Annotated in this window: 17 protein-coding genes; 6 read left to right on the top strand and 11 right to left on the bottom strand. The window is 71.7% G+C overall.

All coding sequences use genetic code 11. The features are described 5' to 3' along the window. Nucleotides 1–28: 28 nt before the first annotated feature. Genes O9K63_RS03865 through O9K63_RS03855 form a run of 3 tightly spaced genes read right to left on the bottom strand, consistent with a single transcriptional unit; the run spans nucleotide 29 to nucleotide 2,745 of the window. Nucleotides 29–745 (bottom strand): response regulator, encoded by a 717-nt coding sequence (locus O9K63_RS03865; RefSeq protein ID WP_277240715.1) that lies wholly within the window; start codon nucleotides 743–745, stop codon nucleotides 29–31. Next, entirely contained in the window at nucleotides 742–1,929 is a 1,188-nt protein-coding gene (gene macS / locus O9K63_RS03860) for a MacS family sensor histidine kinase (protein ID WP_277240714.1), read from the bottom strand. Before macS ends, O9K63_RS03865 begins: the two co-directional genes overlap by 4 nt. A 3-nt stretch (nucleotides 1,930–1,932) precedes the next feature. After that, nucleotides 1,933–2,745 (bottom strand): lysophospholipid acyltransferase family protein, encoded by an 813-nt coding sequence (locus O9K63_RS03855; RefSeq protein WP_277240712.1) that lies wholly within the window; start codon nucleotides 2,743–2,745, stop codon nucleotides 1,933–1,935. Between the two features lie 99 nt (nucleotides 2,746–2,844). Between O9K63_RS03855 and O9K63_RS03850 the strand changes: the two genes are divergently transcribed. Then, nucleotides 2,845–3,456, top strand: coding sequence for a hypothetical protein (locus O9K63_RS03850; protein WP_277240710.1), 612 nt, complete (start codon nucleotides 2,845–2,847; stop codon nucleotides 3,454–3,456). A 36-nt stretch (nucleotides 3,457–3,492) separates the two neighbouring features. On the opposite strand, the gene O9K63_RS03845 is transcribed toward O9K63_RS03850, so the two are convergent. Genes O9K63_RS03845 through O9K63_RS03820 form a run of 6 tightly spaced genes read right to left on the bottom strand, consistent with a single transcriptional unit; the run spans nucleotide 3,493 to nucleotide 7,463 of the window. Continuing rightward, nucleotides 3,493–4,467: an ROK family glucokinase gene (locus O9K63_RS03845; protein ID WP_277240708.1), complete on the bottom strand. Its 975-nt coding sequence runs from the start codon at nucleotides 4,465–4,467 to the stop codon at nucleotides 3,493–3,495. Further along, nucleotides 4,464–5,426, bottom strand: a complete 963-nt coding sequence (locus tag O9K63_RS03840; RefSeq protein WP_277240706.1) for an ROK family protein — start codon at nucleotides 5,424–5,426, stop codon at nucleotides 4,464–4,466. The genes O9K63_RS03845 and O9K63_RS03840 overlap by 4 nt, the downstream gene beginning before the upstream one ends. Nucleotides 5,427–5,433: 7 nt before the next feature. Further along, nucleotides 5,434–5,745, bottom strand: coding sequence for a hypothetical protein (locus O9K63_RS03835; protein WP_277240704.1), 312 nt, complete (start codon nucleotides 5,743–5,745; stop codon nucleotides 5,434–5,436). After that, entirely contained in the window at nucleotides 5,738–6,643 is a 906-nt protein-coding gene (locus O9K63_RS03830; RefSeq protein WP_277240703.1) for an ArsA family ATPase, read from the bottom strand. The genes O9K63_RS03835 and O9K63_RS03830 overlap by 8 nt, the downstream gene beginning before the upstream one ends. 7 nt (nucleotides 6,644–6,650) lie before the next feature. Continuing rightward, nucleotides 6,651–7,097 (bottom strand): SRPBCC family protein, encoded by a 447-nt coding sequence (locus O9K63_RS03825; RefSeq protein ID WP_277240702.1) that lies wholly within the window; start codon nucleotides 7,095–7,097, stop codon nucleotides 6,651–6,653. 9 nt (nucleotides 7,098–7,106) lie between these two features. Then, nucleotides 7,107–7,463 carry a hypothetical protein gene (locus O9K63_RS03820; protein WP_277240700.1) on the bottom strand — a complete coding sequence of 119 codons (357 nt, stop codon included), beginning with the start codon at nucleotides 7,461–7,463 and terminating at the stop codon, nucleotides 7,107–7,109. 185 nt (nucleotides 7,464–7,648) lie between these two features. Between O9K63_RS03820 and O9K63_RS03815 the strand changes: the two genes are divergently transcribed. Next, nucleotides 7,649–9,439: an AMP-dependent synthetase/ligase gene (locus O9K63_RS03815; protein WP_277240698.1), complete on the top strand. Its 1,791-nt coding sequence runs from the start codon at nucleotides 7,649–7,651 to the stop codon at nucleotides 9,437–9,439. Between the two features lie 15 nt (nucleotides 9,440–9,454). Here O9K63_RS03815 and O9K63_RS03810 read toward each other — a convergent pair whose 3' ends face one another. After that, nucleotides 9,455–9,736, bottom strand: a complete 282-nt coding sequence (locus O9K63_RS03810) for a hypothetical protein (protein WP_277240695.1) — start codon at nucleotides 9,734–9,736, stop codon at nucleotides 9,455–9,457. 92 nt (nucleotides 9,737–9,828) lie between these two features. Then, nucleotides 9,829–10,866 (bottom strand): DUF2332 domain-containing protein, encoded by a 1,038-nt coding sequence (locus O9K63_RS03805; RefSeq protein WP_277240693.1) that lies wholly within the window; start codon nucleotides 10,864–10,866, stop codon nucleotides 9,829–9,831. 76 nt (nucleotides 10,867–10,942) lie between these two features. Between O9K63_RS03805 and O9K63_RS03800 the strand changes: the two genes are divergently transcribed. The 4 genes from O9K63_RS03800 (at nucleotide 10,943) to lnt (ending at nucleotide 16,062) form a co-directional block, all read left to right on the top strand. Next, on the top strand, nucleotides 10,943–12,634 hold the full coding sequence (locus O9K63_RS03800) for a DEDD exonuclease domain-containing protein (RefSeq protein WP_277240692.1): 1,692 nt from the start codon (nucleotides 10,943–10,945) through the stop codon (nucleotides 12,632–12,634). Beyond that, nucleotides 12,631–12,909 carry an Lrp/AsnC family transcriptional regulator gene (locus tag O9K63_RS03795; RefSeq protein WP_277240691.1) on the top strand — a complete coding sequence of 93 codons (279 nt, stop codon included), beginning with the start codon at nucleotides 12,631–12,633 and terminating at the stop codon, nucleotides 12,907–12,909. Before O9K63_RS03800 ends, O9K63_RS03795 begins: the two co-directional genes overlap by 4 nt. A gap of 691 nt (nucleotides 12,910–13,600) precedes the next feature. Further along, a complete protein-coding gene (locus O9K63_RS03790; protein WP_277240689.1) occupies nucleotides 13,601–14,335 on the top strand; it encodes a ZIP family metal transporter in 735 nt (244 codons plus the stop codon). A 272-nt stretch (nucleotides 14,336–14,607) separates the two neighbouring features. Beyond that, complete coding sequence (lnt, locus tag O9K63_RS03785; RefSeq protein ID WP_277240687.1) at nucleotides 14,608–16,062, top strand: apolipoprotein N-acyltransferase; 1,455 nt, start codon at nucleotides 14,608–14,610, stop codon at nucleotides 16,060–16,062. Nucleotides 16,063–16,082: the final 20 nt, after the last annotated feature.

The following is a 16,082-nucleotide window of genomic DNA, read 5'->3' as shown; positions in this document are numbered from 1 at the left end:
GTGGACACCCGTCCACTCTGCGGCACCCTCAGGGCTCGCGGTCGCCCCCGCCCGGCACCCGGTCCGGCTGGTCGAGGCCCCGGCTGATCGCGAACCGGGTCAGCTCCACGCGGTTGTGCAGGTGGAGCTTGCCCAGGATGTTCTGCACGTGGTTCTGGACCGTGCGGTGGGAGAGGACGAGATCGGCGGCGATCTCCCTGGCCGTCATCCCAATCGCGACGTACCGCAGGATCTCGACCTCGCGGTCGGTCAGCTCGGGGACCGACCGTCCGCTCGCGTCCTCCGCGTCCGGCGGTGCGGCCCTGGCGCGACTGCTCATCTCGCGGAACTCCCCGAGCACCAGACCGGCGAGGCCGGGGGTGAAGACGGCCTCCCCCGCCCCGGTGGCGGTCACCGCGTCGCGGATCTCCTCCGGGGAGGCGGACTTGACGAGGTACCCGCTCGCGCCGGCCTTGACCGCCGCCAGGACGTCCTTCTCCTCACCGCTGGCCGAGAGGACGAGCACCCGCGTGGGGAGGTCGCCGATGGCGCGGCAGACCTCGTCGCCACGCATGTGCGGCAGGTTGAGGTCGAGGACGAGCACCTCGGGCACCGTCGCGCGGGTGCGGCGCACGGTCGACGGCCCGTCCGACGCCGTACCGACGACGACGAAGCCGGACTCCTCGAGGTCGCGCACGAGCGCGTCGCGCCACAGCGGGTGGTCGTCGGCGACGAGGACCGTCGGCGGGGTCGGGGCAGCGGTCATGAGGAGGAGCCTGCCATGTGCTCGGCCGGCAGCGTGAGGATCACCGTGGTCCCTCCGCCGGCCGGGGACCGCCAGCTCGCGTCCCCTCCCAGGTCGACCATCCGGCCGCGGATGGAGCTGCTGGCACCCAGCCGTCCCTCCGCGGTCGCCTCGACGAGGCGTTCGGGTGCGGTGCCGGTGCCGTTGTCACGGATCACGACCTCGATGCGCTCGTCGTCGGCGTCCAGCAGCACCCAGGCACGGGCGTCGTCGCCGGCGTGCTGCTCGACGTTGTCCAGGGCGGCGACCACGGCCGCCTCGACCTCCTGCGCCGTCGCGGTGGGCAGGCGCACCTCGCCCGCGGGGAGGACGACCTCGACGCGCCCCGATCGCAACCGGCCCAGCGTCACGGCAAGATCGGTGCAGTCCGCCGCCGGTGTGGCCGTCCCGGCCCTCGGCGGGACCGGGTCGAGGCGCGAGATCATCGTGCGCAGGGACCGCTCCTGGTCCGCGGCGAGCTCGGCGAGGCCCACCCCTTCGCCGCCCATGTCCCGGCCGCGTCGGTGGATCAGGGCGAGCGCCTGCAGGACGCCGTCGTGGACCTGGCGCCCGATCCGCTCGCGCTCGGCCAGCCGCTCGCTGGCCGCGATGGCCTGCTCGAGGCGCTGCTGGCTCTCGCGGGCCAGCTGCACGGCCAGTCCGAGCAGCACACCGAGCAGGAGCAGCAGGACGATGTTGTGGTAGGTCAGCTGGCTGGGCTCGACGGCCTGGATGATGTTGGCCACCGAGATCACGAGCGCGGCGAGCAGACCACCGCGTACCCCCGCGAGCAGCGCCCCGGCGATCACCGGCGAGGCGGCCCACACCCCGGGGACGGTGGAGATCCCGTCGGCGACCGACGCGGGGTCGTAGACCTCGCTGGTCAGGAAGATGCCGACGCAGGCGATGACCAGCTCGACGCCGACGGCGAGCACGGTGGGTCGTCGCAGCAGCGGTGCGATGACCGACCAGGCCAGGGCGAGCACGCCGTAGGCGATGATCGGCCACCACAGGATGACGTGCTCACGGTGGACGACGACGAGCACGCCGGCGTAGACGATCGCCAGGAACCGGTAGAGCGCGAGGCCACGCCCCCCGGCGCTGTCGATGAGTGGCGAGGGGTGGTAGCGCCGCGGCGCGGCACCGCCCCACGGCTCGATGGTCATGGCCTAGAGCCCGTCCCGGCTCTCCCGCGACCAGGGGTTGACCTCGTTGTCGTCGTCGCCGAGTGCCTCCTCGAGCTCCGGGGCGGCCCGTCCGGGTCGGGCGGCCTCCTGCAGCTCGCGAGCGCGGCGCCTGGCCCTGGTGACCAGGCGCTCCTTCATCGACGTGGCGTACATGTCGACGTACTCCTGCTGGGACAGCTGCATCAGCTCGTACATGATCTCGTCGGTGACGGAGCGCAGCACGAAGCGGTCGCCCTCCATCCCCTCGTAGCGCGAGAAGTCGAGCGGGCGGCCGATCTTGACCCCGATCCGCCGGATGTTGGGGATGATCTGACCGGTTGGCTGGGCCTTGTCGGTGTCGATCATGGCCACCGGGATCACCGGGACGCCTGCGGTGAGCGCCATGCGGGCGACGCCGGTGCGACCGCGGTAGAGGCGGGAGTCGGGCGAGCGGGTCCCCTCCGGGTAGAGCCCCAGGAGCTCGCCGCCCTCGAGGACCTTCAGCCCGGCGCTGAGCGCGGCCTCGCTCGCCTTGCCGCCGCTGCGGTCGATGGGCAGCTGCCCGGCGCCGCGGAAGAAGGCAGCGGTGAGGCGTCCCTTGACGCCCTTGCCGGTGAAGTAGTCGGCCTTGGCCAGGAAGGTGAGGCGCCGGTCGAGGACGAGCGGGAGGAAGATCGAGTCGGAGAAGGACAGGTGGTTGCTCGCCAGGATGGCCGCTCCCTCGTCGGGGATGTGCTCCAGGCCCTCGACCCGCGGTCGGAACAACAGCTTGAGCACGGGTCCGATGAAGACCATCTTGAGCATCCAATAGAACACCTGGCACCTCCTCCTGATCGCACCGAACTCTACGACACGTCGGGGCGTGCGAGACTGGTTGCAGCGCACCACGACGTCACGGATTGGCGGAAGAAGCAGATGGCGGAGCGACAGCACCCCGAGGAAAGGGATGTGGACGCGATCTTCGCGTCGATCGTCGCCCGGTGGGACGAGACCCCCCAGGAGGAGTCGGCCACCGGCACCTCGGCCGGTCCCGAGGGGCCGAGCGAGACGCCTGCCGCACCGCCCCGCCGCCAGTCGACCGGCGACGTCCGGCTCCCCCCGCCTCCGGGACGCCAGGGTCCGACCCAGTCCACCGGCGACGTCGACGTCCCCATGCCCGGCCGGGGCGGGCGACCGCGCGAGGAGCCCCCCGCAGAGCCGGTCCCGTGGCGCACCGACCCGACGAACTCCGTCGCGGACGCGCTCATGGCCGGCGACGACGGCTTCCTCGGGGACGCCGACGACGAGGAGGGCTACACGCCACCCCCGCCTGCGCCGCTGCCCCCGCTGGATGACCGCCTGTTCTGGGGGGCCGTGGTCGGCCTCGTCCTCGGCCCGCTCGGGTTGCTGTGGATGCTGCTGACGCGCTCGGCCGGCTTCTGGTTCACGATGCTCGTCATCGCCCTGATCCTCGGGGGCTTCGCGTGCATCGTGCTGCGCCAGCCCACCAGGCGCGGCTACGACCCCGACGACGGCGCCCGCGTCTGAAGGCTGCCCGGCGGCCCGGCGTCCGGGCGGCACCGCTCAGGCCTCCTCGGCCCCCAGTGTGGCGGCGCCGATGAGCCCGGCGTCGGGACCGAAGCGGGCCGTGACGATCCGCGCCGCCGGGCGGTACCCCCGCCCGGCCAGCTGGCGGGCGAAGGTGTCGCGTGCGGGTCCGAGCAGCAGGTCCTCGGCGGCGCTCACTCCCCCGCCGACGATGAACACCTCCGGGTCCAGTGCCGCCGCGAGGTCGGCGATGCCGACGCCCAGCCAGTGCCCGATCTCGGCGAGCAGCTCGACGGCCGTCGCGTCCCCCTCCTTGGCCGCGTCGGTGATCCGCGGCCCGGTCAGGTCCTCGACGTCACCGCCGACGTGGGCGATGAGGTCGGCCGCCATCGGGGAGTTGGCCATCGCCATGCCCCGGGCCTCGCGCACGAGCGCGTTGCCGGAGGAGTACTGCTCCCAGCAGCCGCGGTTGCCGCACTCGCACCGCTGGCCACCGGGCACGACCTGCATGTGCCCGAACTCCCCCGCGATCCCGTAGCGTCCGCGGACCAGGTGGCCGCCGACGAGGAGGGCGCCGCCGATGCCGGTGCCGAGGGTGATCATCACGGCGTGGGTGGCCCCGCGTGCGGCGCCGAAACGGTGCTCGGCCCACAGGGCCGCGTTGGCGTCGTTCTCGATGACGATCGGCAGGTCGATGCGCTTGCCGAGGGACTCGCGGAGCGGCTCGTTGCGCCACGACAGGTGCGGCGCGAAGACGACGGTCGCCCGGTCGGCGGCCACGAACCCGGCGGCGCCGACCCCGACCGTGGCCGGCCGCTCGAGACCGGCCTCCTCGGCGAGCACGAGCAGCTCCTCGAAGACCTCGACGATGGTGTCCTCGACGATGCGGGGTGCGTTGGAGCGGTCGGGGGTGTCGCGCCGGGTGCGCACGAGGATCCGTCCGTCGTCGTCGTCGAGGACCCCGCCGGAGACCTTCGTCCCGCCGATGTCGATGCCGATGCGCGTGCTCACGTGGTGACCTCCCGGGCCAGGGTGGCTGCACCGACGAGCCCGGCGTCGTTGCCGAGGGTGGCGACCACGATGGTCGGCGACGGACGGTGCCCGCGGCCGATGAGGTGCGCGGCGAAGGCCTCCCGGGTCGGGTCGAGGAGCAGGTCGCCGGCGTCGGCGACTCCCCCGCCGATGACCACGACGGCCGGGTCGACGACCGCGCACACCGAGGCCATGCCTTCGCCCAGCCGGGTGCCGAGCCGGGCGAAGAGGGCGACCGCGCCCTCGTCGCCGTCCCGGGCCAGCTCGGTCACGTCCTGGCCGGTGAGCGCCTCGGGAGCGTCGCCGCAGCGCTCGCGCAGTCCGGCCCCCGTCGCCTCGCCGGACGAGATGAGCTCGCGGGCGTAGCGCTCAAGGGCGGTCCCGGAGGCGTAGACCTCGAGGCATCCGTGGTTGCCGCAGCCGCAGCGTGGGCCGTGCGGGTCCATGGTGACGTGCCCGATCTCGCCGCCGATGCCGAAGGCGCCCCGCAGGAGCCGGTCGTCGATGACGCACCCACCGCCGACCCCGGTGCCGACGGTGGCCAGCAGCATGTCGTCGCAGTCGACGCCGGAACCGAAGCGGTACTCGCCCCAGGCCGCGGCGTTGGCGTCGTTCTCGAGCACGACCTCGTGACCGGTGCGCCGACGGACCTCGCCGGCGACGTCGAGATCGCGCAGGGGCAGGTTGGGCGAGAACCACAGGCGGCCGGCCCGGCCGTCGACCATGCCGGCGCAGGCCATGCCGACACCCGAGACCTGACCACCGGCTGCGGCGACGAGCGTCGTGACCAGCTCGGCGGTGGCATCGAGGATCTGCGACGCGCCCTCCCCCGGCGTGGCCAGCTGCTCCCGGTGGGTGATCCGGCCCTCGGCGTCGACGAGTGCTCCCGCGATCTTGGTGCCCCCGATGTCGATCCCGACCGCTGGTGCCTGGCTCATCGCTGCATCACGCCTCACTCGTGGGGTGCATGGCCGTGGCGGCCTCGTCGTCGTGCACGGTGATGCGCACACCCGCGGAGCGTCGCGGCTCGTGGTGGGGCGGGTCACCGAAGTCGGCACCGAGCGCGCCCGCGACGGTGTCGCTGCCGAAGGTGGCCCGCGTCAGTGCCTCCGCGAGCATGCTCGCCCCGGTCATCGCCCGGCGGGCGGTGGCTCCGTCGACGCGGCGCAGGTCCTCGCCGAGCCCGTCCAGGTCGACCTCCGAGAGGACCTGCAGGAGCTGGACGACCACGTCCTGGGGTTGTGAGTGCTCATCCACGGGGCCACACCCTCTCATCAGGGGTCATGGTGAGCGTGAGCACACCCCCGGCGACACCAGCGCGCTCGACCTCGCACCGGCGCAGCACCGACGGCAGCAGCACGCGACGGGTGCGTCCGGCGCAGCCCAGGACGAGCTCGTCCTCGTGCCGCACGAGATCGAGCTCGGCGGCCCGCACTCCCGGGAGCCCGATGTGGAGCAACCACTCCTGACCGCGGCGCTCGACCGGCGGCAGGTCCGGGCTCGCCGCGACCGGGAGGTGCTCCACGCCGGTCCCCCCGGGGGGATGCACGGCGGTGAGCGTGCGGCCCATGAGCGCCAGCAGCACCTCCGCGTCGGCACGACGGGCGGACCCGACCGGTCCGTCCGGGGCCGCGAGGTGGATGGCGGTCCGCCCGGGGTCGGCCAGCGCGCTGTCGAGCCCCTCGAGCAGGTCGGCGCCCTCACGCAGTGCGGCGAGAACCGGGGGCTTCGGGCAGGGCAGGGCGCCGACTCCCTCGGGGGCGACGAGCACCTCCCAGCGGGCGACCACCGGCACGAAGGCCGCGAAGGCACGGGCCACCCGCTGCGGCAGGTCGAGCAGGCGGGAGACCTCGGTGTCGACCTCGGTGACGAGCTCGTGGCCGTCGGCCGTGGCCTGGTCCAGCGATCGGGCGAGGTGCAGGAGCCCCGGCAGCTCCGCGGGCAGCAACCGTGCCACGAGGTCGGCGACGACGGGAGAGGGCAGGTCGAGCGCGGCGAGCAGGCGGTCCAGGTGGTGCTCGATGGCCTCGAGCACGGGATCGTGGCCGTCCGGTTCCCGGCTGCGGACGAGGGGGCGAAGGGATGTGGTCGCGGCGACGCGATCCGTCACCGTGGCGGCATGCTCGCCCCCACCGACGACGAGGTGTGCACGCACGGGCCGATCAGGCCTCGGCGCGCTTCTTGAGGTCACGCAGCGCCGAGTCGACGATGACCTTCTCCGCCTTGCGCTTGAGCATGCCCAGCATCGGCACCCTCACGTCGACGGTCAGCTCGTAGACGACCTCGGTCCCTCCGTCGGGCGTCGAGGCGAGCGTGTAGGACCCGTCCATCGCCTTCAGGACGGTGGCCTCCACAAGGTTCCACGAGGCGACACCCTGGCCGTCCTCCTCGACGTCCCAGACGTACTTGAGCGTGTAGGTGTCCTTGATCGGGCCCGCGTCCAGGCCGAACCGCGCCTGGTCGGGCCAGCCGTCCCCGTCCTCGGTGAGGATCTCGACGGCGGAGAACTCGCTGATCCACTCGGGGTAGGCCTCGAGGTCGGCGATGATGTCGAGCACCTCCCCTGCGGGTGCCTCGACGACGATGCTGGAGCGGGTGCTGTCGGCCATGGCGGGAGACTATCGCGTACGACCCTCGAGCCGGTCCTTGATGTCGTGGACGCCCTCCTTCCACCGACGACGGTGGCGCCGCTCCCACCGACCGGGTCCGGACCGCTGCTCCCCGCGGAGGAAGTGGTGGACGATCGTGCCGCCCGGCACCTCCTCCAGCCAGATCTCCACCCGGCCGGTGACCTCTCCCCCGGTCCACCAACGCACCCCCTTCGCTCCCCGGTCCTGCGCGACCTCGCGCTGCAGCCCCGGCCACAGTCGGTCGAGTACGCCCGGCTCGTCCAGCGCCGCCCGCACCGCACGCGGCTCGGCGCGCACGAAGGTCTCGTCGACGACGTCGATGACGGGTGCGCTCCTGAGGCGCATGGCGGGCTCCTTCGGCGATCGGGGACGACGGGGCGGGGACGAGGCGAACGGGGGTCGGCGACCGTGCCCACGTTATGGCCTCCGTCACCGCCCACGCCCCTGACCCGGGGACGACTCGGCGGTAGGCTCGCTTCGATCCCAGAACCTAGGCACGGCCGGTCCGCACGGCGAACGAAGGAGAACTCGTGAACGACAGCACGATGCCTCGACTCATCGAAGGCAACCCCACCGACTCCCTGGCGGACCTGCCGGGCCGGAACGCGGCGACGGAGCCGCAACGGGTCTCCTTCACGGTCAAGGAGCAGGGCGCCTGGCGCGACGTGACCGCTGCCCAGTTCAACCAGGACGTCCGCGGCCTCGCCAAGGGCCTGATCGCCGCCGGGCTCGCGACCGGTGACCGTCTCGCCATCATGGCCCGCACCCGGTACGAGTGGACCCTGCTGGACTTCGCGACGTGGACCGCCGGTGGCGTCCCCGTGCCGATCTACGAGACGAGCTCGGCCGAGCAGGTCGAGTGGATCGTCAAGGACTCCGGCACGCGCTTCGTCGTCGTCGAGACGGGCGCGCACGAGAGCGTGGCCGCCGAGGCCCGCGGCAACCTCGATCACGTCAAGGAGCTGTGGGTCATCGACAACGGCGACCTCGACCGGCTCGTCGAGGCCGGCTCGACCATCAGCGACGAGGACCTCGAGGCCCGGATCGGCGGTCAGCAGCGCGACTCCCTCGCGACCATCATCTACACCTCCGGGACGACCGGTCGCCCCAAGGGCTGCGAGCTGACGCACGACAACTTCCTCGGTCTCGCGGAGAACACGATCGCCAAGCTCGGCGACGTGCTCAACAAGGACGAGGCGTCCACGCTGCTCTTCCTGCCGCTCGCGCACGTCTTCGCCCGCTTCATCGAGGTCCTCGCCGTCACGGCGAACCGCCGGATGGGCCACAGCGCGGACATCGCCAACATCCTCGACGACTTCCAGTCCTTCCGGCCCACCTTCATCCTCGCCGTGCCGCGCGTGTTCGAGAAGATCTTCAACAAGGCCAACGAGCAGGCGACCGCCGACGGCAAGGGCAAGATCTTCGCCAAGGCCGCCGACACCGCCATCGCGTGGTCCGAGGGCCAGGACACCGGCTCGGTGCCGCTGAAGGTGAAGCTCCTGCACGGCGTCTTCGACAAGCTCGTCTACAGCAAGCTGCGCGCGAAGATGGGCAACAAGGTCGAGTACGCCGTCTCCGGTGGGGCACCGCTCGGCACGCGTCTGGGCCACTTCTTCCGCGGCATCGGCGTGACCGTCCTCGAGGGCTACGGCCTGACCGAGACCACCGCGCCGGCGACGGTCAACATCCCGGAGAAGGTGAAGATCGGCACCGTCGGCCCGCCGCTGCCGGGCGTCTCGATCAAGGTCGCCGACGACGGCGAGGTCATGATCAAGGGCCTGAACGTGCTGCGCGGCTACCACGACAACGAGGAGGCGACTCTCGAGGCGCTCCGGGACGGCTGGTTCCGCACCGGCGACCTCGGTGAGCTCGACGAGGACGGCTACCTGAAGATCACCGGTCGCAAGAAGGAGATCCTCGTGACCGCCGGCGGCAAGAACGTCGCCCCCGCCGTCCTCGAGGACCGCCTCAAGGCGCACCCGATCATCAGCCAGTGCCTCGTCGTCGGTGACGGCAAGCCCTTCATCGCCGCGCTGGTCACCCTCGACGAGGAGATGCTGCCGGGATGGGCCGCCAACCACGGCCTCGGCTCCATCACCGTCGAGCAGGCGCGCACGAACGAGACGGTGCTCGCCGAGATCCAGGGCGCGGTCGACGAGGCCAACAAGGCCGTCTCCAAGGCGGAGTCGATCCGCAAGTTCTCCGTCCTCAGCGAGGACTTCACCGAGGAGAACGGCACCCTCACCCCGTCGATGAAGCTCAAGCGCAATGTCATCATGCGCGACTTCCTCGAGGAGGTGGAGAGCCTCTACGGCAACTGACCCGCACCGGTCAGGTCATCCCGCGCGGTTGGCCCCACCGGCCGTCACGTCGTACTCCGACCAGGGCTCGCGCTGTGCGCGGGCCCTGGTCGCGTTCTCCGCGCTGACCAGCCCGCTGGCGACGAGCCGTGAGACGACCTCGCGCTCACGACGGTCCAGCGGCAGGTCCGACGCGCTCGGGTCCTCGAGGGCGACCGGTGACTGCAGCGCGGTCACCATGCAGTCCGCACACCCCACGTCCCGCACCGGACACGTGGCGCAGTCGATCGTCAGGGACGCTCCTGCTCGACGGCTCATGTCCGTCACCTCCTCCTGGTCACCGGGGCGATCCCGGCAGGAACCACGCTAGGAGGGCCCACCGACAACGCAGCCAGGTGCCGACCCCGGCCTCAGCACCACTCGAGCCGCCGTCCGTGCCCGTGGGTCCATGCGACGGCCTGCCCGTCCAGGGCGAGGCAGAAGCCGGCGTCGACCGGCTCGCAGGGCGCGGTCGCGCTCACCCCGGGCAGCACATCGACCCCCTCGTTGCTGATCCAGTGCGCCGCACCCCCGTCGGCGCGCACCCGCTCGAGCGCCTCGGTGACCACCTGCGGCCAGGCCCGCCGACCCCCTTCGTCCAGGTAGGCGATGACCGCGGTGTGGAAGACGACGAGCGTCGCCCCGGGCGCGGCCGCCCGCGCCCGCTCGACCGCCTCGTCGAGGGAGGTGCGCAGGTCACCGGTGATCACGTCGACCGCGACGTCGGCGACCTGCTCGCACGCCGCCGCCAGCCGCTGCCGCCGGTCCTCGTGCTCGGGCCACACGAGCGTCTCCAGCCACGCGGCGTTGTCGTCGGCGGACAGGTCGAGCGGGTTGAGGTCCACGCCACCGCGGTGGACCACGACGGGCGGCGAAGGGGGGATCGGCGCCGGGCCGGTCACCGTGCACTCCAGGACGACCGGCGACGGTCCCCCGACCGGGTCGATGCGGGCGACCTCCGCGCCCCCGTCGTCGAGGTAGCGGTAGGACCAGCGGTCCGGGTGGAGGCACAGGCCGGCGCTCGCGCCGACCTCGACGAGGGCCAGCGGACCCGGCAGACCGGACAGCAGCGGCAGGAGCGAGGCGGACCGGCCGACCTCGTTGGTCTGCGTCGCGCGGGTGAGGATCGTCTCGCGGACCCGGGACCACCTCGTGAGCAGGACGTCCCGCAGCCCCCCGTCGGCGTCGTAGCACGAGGGCGTGGCCGCACCGTGCCACCGCGCCGCGGCGAAGACGAGGTTGGGCTGGCGCTTGGCGGTCGGCAGCTCCTCCAGCAGCGCGAGCACCTCGGGGTCCTGCGCCACCCCGGCCGCCCACCGCGCGAAGGTGGCGGACTCCCCCTTCGCCTCGTGCTCGGCGAAGTGGGCGTAGAAGCCGGCGACGTCGCCGAGCTCGTCCATCGTGCGCATGCGGTCAGGGTGCCACGAGGGGCCGCGCCGCGCCGCCTCCCGGACGTTGTCGGGGCGCTCGCCTACGGTCAGGCGCATGGAGGTCGTGCAGGACAGGTTGGATGATCTCGGCACACCCCTGGCCGAGGTCACCTTCGTCGTCGTCGACCTCGAGACCACGGGTGGGTCGGTGCGTGACTGCGGCATCACCGAGATCGGCGCGGTCAAGGTGCGCGGCGGCGAGGTCCTCGGCGAGCTGCAGACCTTCGTCAACCCCGGCGAGCCGATCCCCGCATTCATCCAGTCGCTGACCGGCATCACCGATGCCATGGTCCGCGACGCCCCCCGCACCGGGACGGCCGTGGCCGGTTTCCTCGAGTTCGCGAAGGGGGCGGTGCTCGTGGCGCACAACGCCGGCTTCGACATCGGCTTCCTCAAGGCGGCGTGCGCGGCCCACGACCTGCGCTGGCCCGGGTCGACGGTCGTCGACACCGTCCGGCTGGCCCGGCAGGTCGTCAGCCGCGACGAGGTCGCCAACCACAAGCTGGGCACCCTCGCCCGCCACTTCGGGGCCGCGACGACCCCCGACCACCGGGCGCTGCACGACGCCAAGGCGACCGTCGACGTCCTCCACGGGCTCATCGGCCGCCTCGGGTCGGTCGGCGTGGACACCCTGGAGGAGCTGAGCTCCTACTCCTCGCGGGTGAGCGACGCGCAGCGCCGCAAGCGACACCTCGCCGACGGCCTGCCCGGCGCCCCCGGGGTCTACGTCTTCAAGGACGAGCACGGCGAGCCGCTCTACGTCGGCACCTCCGTGGACATCCGCACGCGCGTGCGCAGCTACTTCACCGCCTCCGAGCAGCGTCGCCGGATGGGCGAGATGGTCCGGCTGGCCACGCAGGTGACCCCGATCGTGTGCGCCACCACCCTCGAGGCGCAGGTGCGTGAGCTGCGGCTGATCGCCGAGCACAAGCCGCGCTACAACCGTCGCTCGCGCAACCCCGAGCGGGTCTGGTGGCTCAAGCTCACCGACGAGGCCTTCCCCCGGTTGTCGATCGTGCGCTCGATCGGCCCGGACGACCTCGCGTACGCCGGTCCCTTCGGTGCGCGGGGCAGCGCCGAGGAGGCCATGGCCGCACTCCACGACGCCGTGCCGCTGCGCCAGTGCCTGACCCGGATCTCCCCGCGGAGGCCCACCTCCGCCTGCGTCCTGGCGGAGATGGGGCGGTGTGCCGCCCCGTGCACCGGCGCGGTGACCGTGGACGAGTACGCCGAGACCGTCGCCGCCGCCGCAGGGGTTCTCGTCGGCGACTCCCGTGCCGCCGTCACCGCGGTGCGCGAGCGGATGCGCACCCTGTCCGAGGCCGAACGCTTCGAGGAGGCGGCTGCCCTGCGTGACCGGCTCGCCGCCCTGGTCAAGGCCGCCTCCCGCAACCAGCGCGCGGCGCCCGTGCGCGAGGCGGCCGAGATCGTCGCCGCCCGGCGCGCTCCGCGTGGTGGCTGGGACCTCGTCTGCGTCCGTCACGGCCGCCTGGCCGGCAGCACCCACTCCCCCGCGGGTGCCGACCCGATGCCCTACGTCGCCGCCCTGCAGGCCAGCGCGGAGGTGGTCGGAGCCCCCACCGGCCCCGGCACGAGCGCGCTGCCGGCCGAGACCGAGCTCGTCCTGCGCTGGCTCGAGGCCGAGGGCACCCGGCTGGTGCACATCGACGGTGAGTGGACCTGTCCCGTCGGTGGTGCCGCCGCTGCCCACCACGAGCTCGCTCCTGCTCTAGGGTGGGCCTCGTGATCACCGCAATCGTGCTCATCCATGCCGAGGTCGACCGCATCCCCGAGGTCGCCCAGACCATCGCCGACCTCGACGGCGTGAGCGAGGTCTACTCCGTCGCCGGCGACGCCGACCTGATCGCCATGGTCCGGGTCACCCGGCACGAGGACCTCAACGAGGTCATCGCCGGCCGTCTGAACAAGGTCGAGGGCATCGTCGACACCTCGACGCACATCGCCTTCCGGGCCTACAGCCACCACGACCTCGACGCGGCGTTCAACATCGGCCTGGAGTGATCTGATCTCCCGTGGAGGGGACCCAGGCGTGGGCATGGGCCGGTGTCCTCTGCCGTGTCCTCGGTGAACTACCCACGGGATCATGGCATCCATCGTGTCCATGGACCGCTCACGACGCGAGAACCGCCGCACTCGAGATCCGAGCTCGGAACGCATGACACCACTCACTCCGAGACCGACGCCACCTGCCGCGAAACCACACGCCCCAACTCCGAGAATCTTCCGTGTGCCGCCAAGGCACTCCTTCTCGGGGCGGTTGCGCCCTCGGCTGGGCGCCCTGCGTGGGCCCGACTGTCGGGGCACTTCTCGCACTCAACTTCGCCGGTGACGCATCGATGACCTGCGGGGTCCTTCTCGCCATCGCCCACTGCCTTGGACGTCCTTCCTCTTCATCGCCGCAGCCCACGGGCGCTGAGTTCGGTATCCGCACGGGGTCACTCGTTGTCAATGCTGGATTCACGTGGCCGGCGCGATCCTGCTGATCATCGTCGGACTGCTCCTGCTCACCGGCAGACGGGAGTACTTTAATCAGAGGGCTGCAGAGCCAACTCATCGGCGACGTGGAGCTCATCTGCCAGCCGACAGGGCTCGTCTGGAGGGTTTCATCACCACGAGTCCTGGATGGGATAGGCGGGCCACATAGGATGGAGGCCCCCGCTGGGCTCGTGCTGCCAATGGGAAGGAGTTGACCGTGCCGGATGGGTTCGTGCTGGTGCTGGTCTTGGCCGCGTTGCCGACGCTGGGCAACTTCTTGGGTGGTGTGGCCGCGGAGTTGTTCCGGATCTCCGCCCGGACTCTGAGTCTGGCACTGCACCTGGCGGCGGGCATCGTGTTGGCAGTGGTCGGGCTGGAAATGATGCCACAGGCCCTGAACGCGCAGACCCCGTGGGTACCGATCGCGGCCTTCCTGGTCGGCGGAGCCGTCTTCATAGGGCTGGAGCGCGCCATCGCCAAGATCCGCCGCCGCGTCGGCGGACAAGAGGGTGGCACCGGCCCGCTGGCCATCTACTCCGGGGTGGCGATCGACCTGTTCAGCGACGGGGTGATGATCGGCACCGGCACGCTGGTGGACCCCCGGCTGGGGCTGCTGCTTGCCTTGGGTCAGGTCCCCGCCGATGTACCCGAGGGATTCGCCGCCGTGGCGACCCTGCGTAGGGCTGGCACGCCCCGCACCAGCCGGCTGGTGATGTCGTCGGCCTTCGCCGTCCCCATCCTCCTCGGAGCCGCCCTGGGCTACTTCGCGCTTCGGGATGCCCCCGAACTGGCCACGTTGTCCGTGCTGGCTCTAACTGGCGGGATCCTTACCAGCGTCGTGGTGGAGGAGATGATCTCCAAGGCCCACGAGGGCCAGACGAGTCGTCTCGACCCAGTCTTCCTGACCGGCGGCTTCGCCCTGTTTGCCCTCGTATCCGTCTACCTGGCTTGACAAACGTCGGCGTCCCCGAGAGATCCATGGCATCTTCTCGCTCCGCTGCCTCCGCCTTCACCCGGCTTTGAAGCCCTCAGGCGTCACCGTCGTTTGGCCAAATCCGGCCGTCGGCAACTAGCGTCCTAGCGGTGACCATCCTGTCCGACGTAGTTGCCCGTGCGATGCTCGTCGCCCTCTCCTGATCGATGAGCATCGGTTTCCGCCTCCCCGACACCGTGCGGCGAACGAGGAGCGCGACCTCACGTGGGTTGGCGCCGGGTGCCGCCCTGATGGTGGGCGCTGCGACCCTCTGGTGGTTGGCGTTGCCACCGCGCGGGTGGTGGGTGCTTTTCCCGCTGGGGACCGCTGCATTCATGCTGGCCCTGGCCGGTCGTCCGCTGCGTGAGCGTCTGTGGCTCGGTGCGCTGGGTGGAGTGGTCCATTACGGCATGGCCCTGCGCTGGCTCACTGATTTCACGGGTGCCGGTTACCTGGCCGTCGTCGCGCTCGAGACAGCACTGCTGGTACTCGTCGCAGCGGTGTCGTTCGCAGTCCCGACACGGGCGGGCACGATCACCGGACAGCACGTGTGGCCGGGCTGGTGGCTGGCCACCCCCGCCGCGCTCGTGTTGCTGGAGGCGGTCCAGAACCGCTTCCCATTCGGCGGATTTCCGCTGCCGTCGCTGGGCTTCAGCCAGGTCGACGGGCCGTTCATGGGCGCGGCACCTCTCGGTGGTTCCCTGCTGGTGACCGGTCTCGCGGCGTTGACCGGAGCCGCGGGAGTTGCCCTCGTCGTCGGCTCGAGCCGGACCCGCGCGGCGGCTGCGGTCAGCGTGGTGCTGGCCGTCGCTGTGCCACCGGCAGTGCCGGACGCTGTGGGGACCGCCGCTTCGGGCACGCTCGACGCAGCGATCGTCCAAGGAGGGGGTGCTCGCGGGGTGCACGTGATCCAGTCGGTGGATGCCACGGCCGAACACCTGCGGGCTGCCCGTGGCATCACTGGGTCACCGGATCTCGTGCTCATGCCGGAGAGCATCGCCCACGTCGAGGGTCCGATAGGTCGGACATCCGTGGGTGCTCGCTTCGCCGACCTGGCCCGTCGGCTCGGGACGAATCTCGTCGTCGGGACGACCGAGGCCGAGGGGCGGGACCGCTTCCGCAACGCATCCCTCCTGTGGGGACCGGAGGGGAACCTGCTGGGTCGATACGAGAAGCACCACCGTGTGCCCTTCGGCGAGTACCTCCCGTTGCGGGACCTGGTCGAGCCGCTCAGCGACCTGACGCGACTGGTGCCGCGCGACGCCATTGCCGGTCGTGGTCCCGCGGTGCTCGAGCCGCGGGGAGTGCCCCCGATGGGTATCGTCATCTCGTACGAGACGTTCTTCGCTGACAGGGTCGCGGCGGCAGTGCGTGCCGGCGGACAGCTGGTCCTCGCTCCGACGAGCGCATCGTCCTTTACCGGCCAGGACGTCCCGGCGATCGAGGTCGCCGCGTCCCGCCTGCGCGCCAAGGAGTTCGGTCGCACCGTCCTGCAGGCCGCACCCACGGGGTACTCGGCCATCATCCGACCCGACGGTGCGCTGACCGAACTCAGCGGTCTGGGGACGCGTGAGCTGCTGAGTGCCAGTGTCCCCCTGCGTACCGGCATGACGCCCTATGCGCGCATGGGCGACACCCCGATGCTCGCGCTGCTCCTCCTCATCGCGTTACTGAGTCTCCACGCCCTCCGTCGCCGCGCCGTCTGACCGGCGGTCCATTTCGCGAG

This window comes from Janibacter cremeus (assembly GCF_029395675.1).
Classification (GTDB): domain Bacteria; phylum Actinomycetota; class Actinomycetes; order Actinomycetales; family Dermatophilaceae; genus Janibacter; species Janibacter cremeus_A.
The sequence above is the reverse complement of the archived record's forward strand: the minus strand, read 5'-3'. Positions and strand labels throughout refer to the sequence as shown.

Coding starts and splice junctions, on each gene's coding strand:
- O9K63_RS03865 (WP_277240715.1), bottom strand. CDS start 745: ATGACCGCTGCCCCGACCCCGCCGACGGTCCTCGTCGCCGACGACCAC.
- macS (WP_277240714.1), bottom strand. CDS start 1,929: ATGACCATCGAGCCGTGGGGCGGTGCCGCGCCGCGGCGCTACCACCCC.
- O9K63_RS03850 (WP_277240710.1), top strand. CDS start 2,845: ATGGCGGAGCGACAGCACCCCGAGGAAAGGGATGTGGACGCGATCTTC.
- O9K63_RS03840 (WP_277240706.1), bottom strand. CDS start 5,426: ATGAGCCAGGCACCAGCGGTCGGGATCGACATCGGGGGCACCAAGATC.
- O9K63_RS03825 (WP_277240702.1), bottom strand. CDS start 7,097: ATGGCCGACAGCACCCGCTCCAGCATCGTCGTCGAGGCACCCGCAGGG.
- O9K63_RS03820 (WP_277240700.1), bottom strand. CDS start 7,463: ATGCGCCTCAGGAGCGCACCCGTCATCGACGTCGTCGACGAGACCTTC.
- O9K63_RS03810 (WP_277240695.1), bottom strand. CDS start 9,736: ATGAGCCGTCGAGCAGGAGCGTCCCTGACGATCGACTGCGCCACGTGT.
- O9K63_RS03805 (WP_277240693.1), bottom strand. CDS start 10,866: ATGCGCACGATGGACGAGCTCGGCGACGTCGCCGGCTTCTACGCCCAC.
- O9K63_RS03800 (WP_277240692.1), top strand. CDS start 10,943: ATGGAGGTCGTGCAGGACAGGTTGGATGATCTCGGCACACCCCTGGCC.
- lnt (WP_277240687.1), top strand. CDS start 14,608: ATGGTGGGCGCTGCGACCCTCTGGTGGTTGGCGTTGCCACCGCGCGGG.